Annotated in this window: 10 protein-coding genes and 1 pseudogene; 3 read left to right on the forward strand and 8 right to left on the reverse strand. The window is 26.9% G+C overall.

Annotated features, from left to right (window positions below):
• Positions 1-206: 206 nt before the first annotated feature.
• Positions 207-590, reverse strand: coding sequence for a DUF6713 family protein (locus COL3_RS24275; protein WP_008424587.1), 384 nt, complete (start codon positions 588-590; stop codon positions 207-209).
• A 56-nt stretch (positions 591-646) separates the two neighbouring features.
• A complete protein-coding gene (locus COL3_RS24280; protein WP_008424585.1) occupies positions 647-1,282 on the reverse strand; it encodes a hypothetical protein in 636 nt (211 codons plus the stop codon).
• 223 nt (positions 1,283-1,505) lie between these two features.
• Here COL3_RS24280 and COL3_RS24285 point away from each other — a divergent pair, with 223 nt between their 5' ends.
• Positions 1,506-2,153 (forward strand): NAD(P)H-dependent oxidoreductase, encoded by a 648-nt coding sequence (locus tag COL3_RS24285; RefSeq protein WP_008424583.1) that lies wholly within the window; start codon positions 1,506-1,508, stop codon positions 2,151-2,153.
• Positions 2,154-2,265: 112 nt separating this feature from the next.
• Here COL3_RS24285 and COL3_RS24290 read toward each other — a convergent pair whose 3' ends face one another.
• Positions 2,266-3,246: a D-isomer specific 2-hydroxyacid dehydrogenase family protein gene (locus COL3_RS24290; RefSeq protein ID WP_008424581.1), complete on the reverse strand. Its 981-nt coding sequence runs from the start codon at positions 3,244-3,246 to the stop codon at positions 2,266-2,268.
• A gap of 106 nt (positions 3,247-3,352) precedes the next feature.
• A complete protein-coding gene (locus COL3_RS24295; RefSeq protein ID WP_008424579.1) occupies positions 3,353-4,597 on the reverse strand; it encodes an Nramp family divalent metal transporter in 1,245 nt (414 codons plus the stop codon).
• A gap of 254 nt (positions 4,598-4,851) precedes the next feature.
• On the opposite strand from COL3_RS24295, the gene COL3_RS24300 reads away from it, so the two are divergent.
• Positions 4,852-5,250, forward strand: a complete 399-nt coding sequence (locus COL3_RS24300; protein WP_008424577.1) for a bacteriohemerythrin — start codon at positions 4,852-4,854, stop codon at positions 5,248-5,250.
• An 80-nt stretch (positions 5,251-5,330) separates the two neighbouring features.
• On the opposite strand, the pseudogene COL3_RS24305 reads toward COL3_RS24300, so the two are convergent.
• Both COL3_RS24305 and COL3_RS24310 read right to left on the reverse strand, forming a co-directional pair.
• Positions 5,331-5,699 (reverse strand): annotated as a pseudogene (locus COL3_RS24305) (AIM24 family protein); the annotation flags it as partial.
• Between the two features lie 676 nt (positions 5,700-6,375).
• Complete coding sequence (locus tag COL3_RS24310; RefSeq protein WP_008424573.1) at positions 6,376-7,995, reverse strand: ATP-binding protein; 1,620 nt, start codon at positions 7,993-7,995, stop codon at positions 6,376-6,378.
• Between the two features lie 118 nt (positions 7,996-8,113).
• On the opposite strand from COL3_RS24310, the gene COL3_RS24315 reads away from it, so the two are divergent.
• Positions 8,114-8,386 carry a helix-turn-helix transcriptional regulator gene (locus tag COL3_RS24315; protein ID WP_035283531.1) on the forward strand — a complete coding sequence of 91 codons (273 nt, stop codon included), beginning with the start codon at positions 8,114-8,116 and terminating at the stop codon, positions 8,384-8,386.
• 205 nt (positions 8,387-8,591) lie between these two features.
• Here the strand turns inward: COL3_RS24315 and COL3_RS24320 are convergent, their stop codons facing one another.
• Positions 8,592-8,828, reverse strand: coding sequence for a hypothetical protein (locus tag COL3_RS24320; protein WP_035283526.1), 237 nt, complete (start codon positions 8,826-8,828; stop codon positions 8,592-8,594).
• A gap of 887 nt (positions 8,829-9,715) precedes the next feature.
• Positions 9,716-10,129: a hypothetical protein gene (locus COL3_RS24325; RefSeq protein WP_008419182.1), complete on the reverse strand. Its 414-nt coding sequence runs from the start codon at positions 10,127-10,129 to the stop codon at positions 9,716-9,718.
• Positions 10,130-10,324: the final 195 nt, after the last annotated feature.

The following is a 10,324-nucleotide window of genomic DNA, read 5'->3' on the forward strand; positions in this document are numbered from 1 at the left end:
AAGTTCCGATGTTGTAGCATAGCTGCTCTGTTCTAAGGTGTGCATATTTTTCATCAAGCAAGGAGGCAAGTTGCCCTCATAGCAGGCCTATTAGGTCAATTTGACGACGCAGCATGATGGAAAATAGGCTAGCAAATGGACTTGTTATTTTTTGAATGTGTCTTAATATTAGTTTTAGCAGGAGAAAATTATTTATGTGCTTAAATTTAATTAATTCCTCGGCCTAGATTAAAGAAAAGCAAATGTATAATTGAAACTAATCCCATTCCATAAATAATACTTTTTGAAAATATACCGTTAAAATTATTATTTGGTTTTCTTCTAAATAAAAAATGGATTATTGAATGAAGTATAAGAAATATATCCAAACCAATAGATATGTTAAAATATAGATTATTGTTCAAAAGGGCAAATATAATAAGAAAATAAAGTGGTAAATGCGCTAATGTAAAAACCTTATATCCTGCATCATCTTTCATTTCTTTTAAAATAATAAACATCATCCATTCTCTATTTCTAATTGCATCCATTTCGTGTAGTAAGATCAGCGAAAAATTAATGCAAAATAGCATTTTCAATGAGTATTCCATTGTATCCTCCACAGTAACTATATAATTTAAAATAATAATGGCAATTAAATTATATGTTATTTTGTCAATATCTCCTCTTTAATTGTATCTTTGCCTAAAACTGCTTTTTTGCTTTTCAAAATTACATTTCCACGATTATCTTCAATATCTAAAATAATTAATTCGTAATCAAAAATCACTCCGCCCCATGCAAGAATAAGCTGATCATTACTAACCATTCCAACTCCATGTAATTTCACTTCTTCATCTATAGACCAATTTAGAAAATACAATAGATCATTTTTATCATCCTTACTAATATTTAAGTCATATACTGGTGATTCAGTTCCTTCAATAAAATACCTTACTTTATAACTGCCTTCGAAACTTTCACTAGTATTTTTCCTTATAGCTATACCTGAACCTAATATATCAGGATTTTGAGTAGATGCCCATAATGATGAATTTGATCGTAAATCACCTATTGGCTTGTACAGTCCAATACCACCACCTGGTACCTGAGCAGAATATCTTGAAATAAGCAATTGATTATCCACAAAAATTCCTATTCCTAAGTATTTATTTTCATCATCTGTATAACTATTTTTCCAGAAACACATATATACCTCACCTGTTTTTTCAATACTAAGAATGCTATTATCAGTATTATATTTCCATATTCCCAAAAATTTTTTATCTTCATAATAACTCATAATAATCTTCATCCTTTCTTCTCTTATATTTTTAATTATGCCTTCTTTCTATAGTTTACTTTTATATATAATTAACACTTAGTATCCATATTAATTATATATTACCATAATAGCTAATAAAAAGATAATTCAATAATTCACTTTATATAATATCTTTCTATTTATAATTTTAGTTTTTAAGTTAATACTAAAATTATAGAAGAATTCTAGGAGGTGTATTTTTATGAAAAAGCTGCTTTATATAACTGTAAATTCAAAATCCGAGAAATCATCAGCAAGCAAAACTGTTGGAAGAGAACTAGTTAATAGATTTTTAATTAGACATAATGATTTTGAATTAGAAGAATTAGATTTGTACAATTGTCATATTCCAAGATTAGAATGCGACTATTTTGAAAAAAGAAATTGCATGATAAACGATGAAGAATTTAACAAATTAGATGAGTATCAAAAGGAGGAAGCAGGTAAAATTATTCAATTAGCAGATCAGTTTAAAGAAGCAGATCTGTATGTAATTGCAGCACCTATGTGGAGCCTTTCCTTTCCATCTCCATTAAAAGAATATATTGATTGTGTTGTTATGGAAGGAAAAACTATACATATTGAAAAAGATAAAGTTGAAGGATTGCTAAATGATAAGCCAAGAGGAATGGCTTATATCCAATCCTCCGGAGGTTCTATTCCATGGTATTTAAAAACTGTAATGAATAAGGGCTTAAATTATATACATGACATAATGAAGTTTATTGGAATAAAAAGATTTGAAGAGCTGTTAGTTGATGGAACCGGAACAACTAAAGAAGAAAAAGCCGAGGCAATACAAAATGCCATGGCAAAAATTGATGATGTTTTAGATGAAGTATGGAGATAAACTTTCGAGAGTTTGAACCACCTTTTATCTGTTCCTCCAAGGCTTAATAACTTCTCTCCTGCCTTTTTTGAATTATTAGCGAAGGAGGAATCTTTTTTTCATTGATGCTATTTTATATTACCTGCCATGGATTTTCCTTGTTTTCCATAAATAAAATGCAACTTTTAATTGAATTTTCAACCATATCACTTACAGCTTGATTAGTATAAAAAGATGTATGAGGTGTAATGATTACATTAGGAAAAGACTTTAAAATGGCTAAATCTCTATTTTTTATTATTTCTCCCTTTAAATCATTGTAATAAAGATTAGCTTCGTGCTCTATTACATCTAAAGCGACTCCGCCTATTTTATTCTTTTCTATTGCTGTAATTAAATCGCTTGTATTAATAAGAGATCCACGTGCAGTATTTATTATGAATACTCCATCCTTCATTGACTTAATAGATTTTTTATTAATTATATGATAGTTATCATCTGTAGCTGGCATATGAAGCGTAATTACATCACTGTTTTTTAATAAATATTCTAGTTCCACATAAGCTGCATATTTTTTTACATTTTCATTTTCGTATATATCATGAGCTAGTATATTACATCCAAATCCGCTTAAATGTTTTATTACCGTTTGTCCAATCTTTCCTGTTCCCATAACCCCTACTGTAAGATTTGGTAATTCTTTACCTTGGACTCTGTGTAGCGAATAATCTTGTGTATTGCATCTCTCCATTATAAGTTTAATCTTTCTTATAGACATAAGTATCAGCATTATTGTGTAATCAGCAACACTATTTGGTGAATACGTAGCATTTCCAACATGAATATTAAGCTCTTTAGCTCTTTTTAAATCAATATGATCATATCCAATAGTTCTTGTTGAAATAAATTTAACCCCTAATTCATTAAACTTTTCAACTAATTCTGAATCTATCATTGTTGTAATAATGCTTATGCATTCAAAACCTTTTGCTAGTTCAGCAGTTTTCATTGTTGGTGCGTCTTCACATAGTGTAATTTCAACATTATATTTTTTACTAAATTCTTTAAAATACTCAGTTTCATCATTTCTATGACTATATGCTAAAATCTTCATTTCTCTAATCCTTTCAATTACATCCTAAACTCATATACTATTTTACCATACTTTCCAATTTTGGCTTATATTTTTCTGCATAAAAATAGGAGACCTGTCCTCCTATTTAAAATAAATTTATTAATAACATTATATTTAAAATTGTAACTATCCCAGCAATTATCCATAAGGTTACCTTTTCAGCCGTTGTATTCTTATATTCTCCCATTACCTTCTTTGATGATGTTAAATATATCTGAGTAAAAATAGTTATTGGAAGCTGTACACTTAATAACATTTGAGAATATAATAAACCTTCAAAGGGATTACTTATAAAAAATATTATAGATAAAGCAAATACTATGGTTATCAATACACCCACTTTACTATGCTTATTTTTTATATTGTATTCCTCTCCAAAAAGTCCTGCAAAAATCGATCCTCCAGCCATACCTGCTGTAACTGATGATGCTAGTCCAGCAAAAAGCAAGGCTATTGCAAATATTAATGATGCTGAATTTCCAAGTAAGGGTTTTAACATTGCTTGAGCCTGTTCGAGTTCAGTTACTTGAACATTATTTTTGAAAAAAGTTATTGCAACTAAAATCATAGCACTATTTATAATAAAACCAATTATCATTGATAAAATGGTATCCATAAATTCATACTTTAATTGTCTCTCCAATACAGATTTTTCTTTTAAATTCCATTTCCTACTTTGTATAATTTCCGAATGCAAAAATAAATTATGTGGCATTACAACTGCACCTAAAACACTCATTATTATAGGTAATGAATTTATTGGGATGTTAGGTATAACCGCACTCTGCAGCGCTTCACCCCAGCTTATATTTACTAAAAAAGTTTCAAATATGAATGATATTCCAATAATTGAAACAAATCCAATAATTACTTTTTCTATTTTTCTATAAGAATTAGAAAATAACATAAAAATTATTACTGCTGCAGAAATTAAAGCTCCTAATTTCAAAGGCAGATTAAATAGCATTTTTAAAGCTATAGCTGCTCCCAAAATTTCTGCCATTGACGTACTTACAGATGCTAACATTGCTGTAATCGTGATTATTCTTCCAACGCCTCTATTTACATACTTATTAATTGCTTCCGAAATACATAGCCCTGTTACTATTCCTAAATGAGCAGCATTGTGTTGTAATATTATAAGCATTATTGTTGATAATGTGACAACCCAAAGTAAATTATAGCCAAAAGTAGATCCTGCTGCAATGTTTGATACCCAATTCCCTGGATCAATAAATCCGACTGTAACTAAAATTCCAGGACCAATAAATTTCAATAAATCTGAACCTAATAATTTATTGTTAATTAATTTCTTAGATTTATCTGCCATCCTATTTCACCTCTCTTTCTTATTATATGATAATCATTATCATTAGTAAAGATTTAAACACTTTTTTATTTATGAGAAGATTATATTAATATTTTAGTATATTCTTCTTATATAAAAAATTTCAATGTATTTTATTGTTTTGTTAATTTGCTACTTACTATGTTAAAAGTTGTGTTTTTCCTTAATTCTCCTAGAAAAATGTACCTTCGTATCTTATAATTATCTTATAATATTATATTAAGGAGGATTTAATTATGTTCGAATGGAAAGATTCCTATTCAGTCGGCATAGAATTAATTGACCATCAACATAAACATCTTTTTGACCTAGGAAATTCTGCTTTAAATCTAATGAAAAACGATTCCTATCTAAGTAAGCCAGACGATGTGATTTTATTGGTAAACGACTTAATTCAATATTCTAAGTTTCATTTCTCCACTGAAGAGTCATATATGTTAAAAGTCCACTATCCAATGTACAATGAACACAAAAGCGAGCATGATAATTTTATACAAAAAATAAATGAAACAAACTTAACTGCTCTTGCAACAAATGAATATATTCATATTAAGGATTTAGTGCATTTTCTTCTTAATTGGATCCTTAACCATATCCTTGAAAAAGATATATTAATTAGTAAGCAATCATCATAATACTTACATATATAAAAAAACTTAAATTATTATGTTTCCAATAATTTAAGTTTTTTTATTTATATGGAGACTAATTTAGATTAATTATCTCCATCTAAGAAATTACCTAACATACCAAGGACACTGCCTTCTTCTTTATTACGTCCTCCAGCGCCTGGTGCCGCTGCAAATACACGCTCTGCTAATCTGCTAAATGGTAAGCTTTGAATCCATACTGTTCCTGGTCCGCTTACGGTAGCAAAGAAAACACCTTCTCCGCCAAATAATGTATTCTTAATTCCGCCTACAAACTGAATATCATATTGAACATTTCTAGTCATAGCTACTAAACAACCAGTATCTATTTTTAGCATTTCTCCAGGCATTAAGTCTCTTTTAACTATAGCTCCACATGCATGTATAAAGGCCATACCATCTCCTTCTAATTTTTCAAGGATAAAACCTTCGCCATATGAAGTCCGTTATAACACAATTATCAAAAATTGATTATTTTTATTTTTTGTCCAATGAACAATTGTTATAAATAATCAAAATAGTACCAATATCTTCTACCAATCTAATACAATATATTTAAAATTAGATAGTTATATAACATGTGAATCTTTTCCTTTTTATACTTTATCTAATCATTTGCACATAACACTCTTCTATAATCAGTTGATTTTTTATCCCTAAAATTTATCAAATCCCCTCTACTAAACCAATATAAATTCAAAATTTTCTTCTATATAATGTATCATGATTTGTTGTTATAATAGACCCAATATTTTTTTAACTCTTTATAATGCTAATATTTCATCTTTTTTCTTCACTAAAAGCATCATTTTCTAAAAGTTGAGAAATATATATTTTAAATCTACTCAAATTTATATCTATATTCATGTTATCATAAAAAATATCATTTACATTTCTAAATTCTCCATATTGATCATTTTACAGAATTCAAATAAATAATAGTAATGTTCAATTTATAGTATTGTAAATCAAAGTATATATACTATATTTTGATAAGAACTAATAAGTAACTTATACATAAAATTTTCTCATATAAAAATTATAAATTAAACATTCCAATAAAATAAACATAAATTTATAATTTTATGTTATTTAAATTATTAATAATTTTTATCTTCTATATTGTTTATTCAATATAGAACTTAATTCAATTACCTTCATTTTTTTATTTTTTTCAGTTACAATATATTTTTCCTCCCCTTCACTAACTAATATTGTTTTTACATTATTTACCTGATTAATCACATTTTGTTCCAAATCAATTTTCCAACAAACAACATAATCATAAGTCTCTATCGGATGTTTATGTTTAAAAATATTACTTAATTTATATTCTATTTCAACTAAAGCAATTTTATTATCACTATCTGTGCAAATTGTATCTGTTGTCATTCTACCAGAATATGAAATTATATTCATTATATCCTCAATTAATATTTTTGTATTTTCATTTGATAGTATAGCAGCAAATAATAATGCAACTTCATACTCACTTTGTGGTACTTTTTTTATTGGTATATCATTGATATAAAGATTATCTACTAAGTCTATTTTCTTTATGTATTGATTCATTGCCCTGATTCTACATTCTGCATCAAATGCTTCTTCTTCCTCTTTTCGCATACTGAAGTATTCCTTTTCTGCAATTGGTTTGATGCTTTCTCTAAATATTTCTTGGATTTGACTAAAAATCCATTTCACCTTAATATCATCCATATTACTAATGCTATTTCTGTCTGCTGTCAACTCGAAATTCTGAGAATTAACCAACAGATGATAGTGATAATATTGCTCATCTCCTAATAAAAAATTTGCTTTTTCAAAAGGTATAAAATCTTTACAAAGATACAATCCAAATCTGGATTTATAAGTTTCAGATTGCTTTAATTTACATATCTTTTTTCTACAATTTACCCCTGAAATAGTACCATACATTTGTAATGAAACATATTCGCCATTTATTGTAGTTTCCTTATGGAAAGGCCCAAACGCCCTGCAATAATTTACACTCCTCTTATATTTTTTATTATTAACATCTTCCCTTGGATTTTCATTAGGGGGGGTAAATTGATGTACACCTGTCATTTGACATTGCTTATCTAGTATTTCATCCTTAATGTGAATTTTAGGTGATTTGTTCATATCTTTCACTTTATTCTGAAGTATTAAGTAGTTTGCAAAAATATTTTTATAATTCCCTCCAGCCGTAAACCATAATATATAATCCTTCAAATTATAATAGTTAAAATATTTCTCTGGATTATCAACCACATAACCACTAATAATAATTTCTGTACCATTTTCCAAGTCATCTCTATCGTAAACTTTATATTGTGGTACTTTTCCATCTAATAAATTCTGCCATGGATTTTCCATAGTTGCTGTATATCCAGATTCGTCACAGCACTTAGTATTAATAACTATTTTTTTGCTTTTAAAGAATGTTTTTGTTCCCAATCCCTTTTCACCAATATTTTGTAATACCTTTTTAGAGTCACCAAGATTAAAAAATGAATGTATATCATCAATCCTCATACCATTGCCATCGTCACGTATTATAATTTCTAAATCTGCAGACAAATCTCTTTTGATAATAATCCAAATATTTTTTGCATCTGCATCGTAACAATTACTAATCCCTTCCCTAACTACTTCACTAGGATTCTTTATATTCAATGCAATCTCCTTAAACATTGCAACTGCTTGAACTTTAGGTACAAATACATTCATAATAAATCACCTCCATAAAATAAAAATTTTTTCGTTATGTAGTTACTACATAATATAGTCTTGTTCAATCTTGTAAAATATATTCATATCTCATAATGGTGGTGGTATATTGAAAAATATGGATAATATAAAAAATATTTCTGGTGACTTTATCAAAAATTCTAGAATTAAAATTGGAATGTCGCAAGAAACTTTAGCAGGTAAACTTAATTTATTTGGATTAAAAATGGATCAATCTGCTATATCTAGAATTGAAAATGGAACACGAGAATTATATGACTATGAACTTTATTGTATATGCAAAATATTACATATTGATATTAAAATATTTTGGGATAAAAATCTAATTTCTAAACTTCCTAAGAAACATAATCCATTTATAAGAAAATAGATAATACTTATAACATTATTAATTAGTTTATTTGGAGTATAAATTCACAAATATCTATAATTAAATTACAAAAATAAATTCAAACAAAAAAGCAAAACCTGCTATTTTGAATTTACATTGAAAATAGTTACATTTTGCCAAACAAAAAATATTATAAAACTAATAATCCTTACATGGGAATATATATAACTATTGTTTACCAATGTTAAATTCCCACACCTTCTCTTTCTACATTTATAATTAAAGGAGATATATTTTTGTATTTATTATTATAACTGATTCTCATATCATATATATTTATCATAATGCCATATTTTAATTGACATTCCACTGATATTTCAGATATTAAATCATCTATATTTTTTATTCTTGTTTCGTCATATACTAAAAAAATATTAATATCAGAATCGTTACAATAAAATAATATCTTTCTTAACTTCATTAAGTAACATAGACAATTCATAATTACCTATGTATGTCTTTATAATACAACTCATAAATCACCTCCATTTTTATATTTGTTTTATCATTTACTTGAAATATCTAATTAGAAAATCTACACCTAGTTATTACAAGTCATTTTTCGACATCCAATTTATCTGGAAATATCATCATTTGGTATCTCAATATTATCATCTTAAATCAAATTTCACAAAGGAAGGGCTGAAATATGATTATAGAATCACAGATTAAATGCAAGAATGGTAATTCAAAATTTTTTAGAACTGTTAAAATTAAATTTAAATATTAAAAACTCTAAGCATAACCACATAAGTATTCATACAAACAAATAATTTAACATATTATATTCAGTTTAAGGTAACTTTAATATGAAATTATACAAGTCGTTGTCTTTTAATGCAACGTAAGCGTCAAAGAATCGATGCGTAGCGGTAGAGTAATTTAAGTGATAAAATAAACCCAGCAGAAAAGTTTACATTCTTTGTTGGGTATGATTTTATATATAAATAATTATTTGGTAGTCTTGACACGCAGTTGATCTGGAATGTTTTCTGACCATTGAATACATTTCTCTAGCATGTCCTTGTTCTGAACTGTATTTTCCATTGCAACATTCATCCATATCACCAAATTCTTCGTATGGATAACAAAAGTACAGTAGATAATTAGTTAGCCCAGTATTTTAAGCATTTTTACATTTATTTATTAATGTAGAAAATACTAACTATGTTTTAATATATTGTTGAAATTTATATAAAGAAAACTCTTAATTTAAATTATAATGTATTTCATGTAAATTACATTTATTTTGTATAAAACACTAATAAATACTTTGAATTTTTTTATTTACGAATTTTTATAATATTCTTAAAAAATACCCCTTTCTGCAAAAAATCCAGTACAATCTTCGTGATAATCATCTTGTAGAAAATAAATTCTTTGCAGTTTTTCTCCATAATAATATCGTTGACTATTAATTATCTTAATCATTTTATCAAAATATTCTCTAAATTTTTCTACTCTCTCTTTACTTTTACAATTGTTACAGTAATTATAATGCCCACTCACATCATCTTCTAAATAACATTCTACTACATTCATGTAGTATTCTAGGGATTTTTTTATTTCTTCATACTCCTCCCCCTCTTCCCAATGATAGTGAGTACTTCTATTTATATCATTCATTTCGAACATCAAAGATTGTTCCATTTGCTCCATTACATTGTACTTGCAATTATTGCAAGAATTATGCTTGTAACAATATTGTTCTATCACATTCATATAATTCAACTCCTTTATTTTTATATAGTATAACTTGAAAATTAAAAATTAGATAAATAAAAAAATTATTTTTCTATTTCAAAATTTTGTATTAATTAATAAACGTATTGGAGTTTATTTATACCAACTTTGTAAGCATTTTAAAAGCTGTTTCTTACTTCAATTGGCTTAAATTTAGACTTAGTTCTAACTTCA

It is taken from the genome of Clostridium sp. LS, assembly GCF_002760435.1.
GTDB lineage: Bacteria > Bacillota > Clostridia > Clostridiales > Clostridiaceae > Clostridium.

Excerpts from the sequence above, each read along its gene's own strand:
- COL3_RS24275 (WP_008424587.1), bottom strand. The coding sequence starts at position 590 with ATGGAATACTCATTGAAAATGCTATTTTGCATTAATTTTTCGCTGATC.
- COL3_RS24280 (WP_008424585.1), bottom strand. The coding sequence starts at position 1,282 with ATGAGTTATTATGAAGATAAAAAATTTTTGGGAATATGGAAATATAAT.
- COL3_RS24285 (WP_008424583.1), top strand. The coding sequence starts at position 1,506 with ATGAAAAAGCTGCTTTATATAACTGTAAATTCAAAATCCGAGAAATCA.
- COL3_RS24290 (WP_008424581.1), bottom strand. The coding sequence starts at position 3,246 with ATGAAGATTTTAGCATATAGTCATAGAAATGATGAAACTGAGTATTTT.
- COL3_RS24295 (WP_008424579.1), bottom strand. The coding sequence starts at position 4,597 with ATGGCAGATAAATCTAAGAAATTAATTAACAATAAATTATTAGGTTCA.
- COL3_RS24300 (WP_008424577.1), top strand. The coding sequence starts at position 4,852 with ATGTTCGAATGGAAAGATTCCTATTCAGTCGGCATAGAATTAATTGAC.
- COL3_RS24310 (WP_008424573.1), bottom strand. The coding sequence starts at position 7,995 with ATGAATGTATTTGTACCTAAAGTTCAAGCAGTTGCAATGTTTAAGGAG.
- COL3_RS24315 (WP_035283531.1), top strand. The coding sequence starts at position 8,114 with ATGGATAATATAAAAAATATTTCTGGTGACTTTATCAAAAATTCTAGA.
- COL3_RS24320 (WP_035283526.1), bottom strand. The coding sequence starts at position 8,828 with ATGAAGTTAAGAAAGATATTATTTTATTGTAACGATTCTGATATTAAT.
- COL3_RS24325 (WP_008419182.1), bottom strand. The coding sequence starts at position 10,129 with ATGAATGTGATAGAACAATATTGTTACAAGCATAATTCTTGCAATAAT.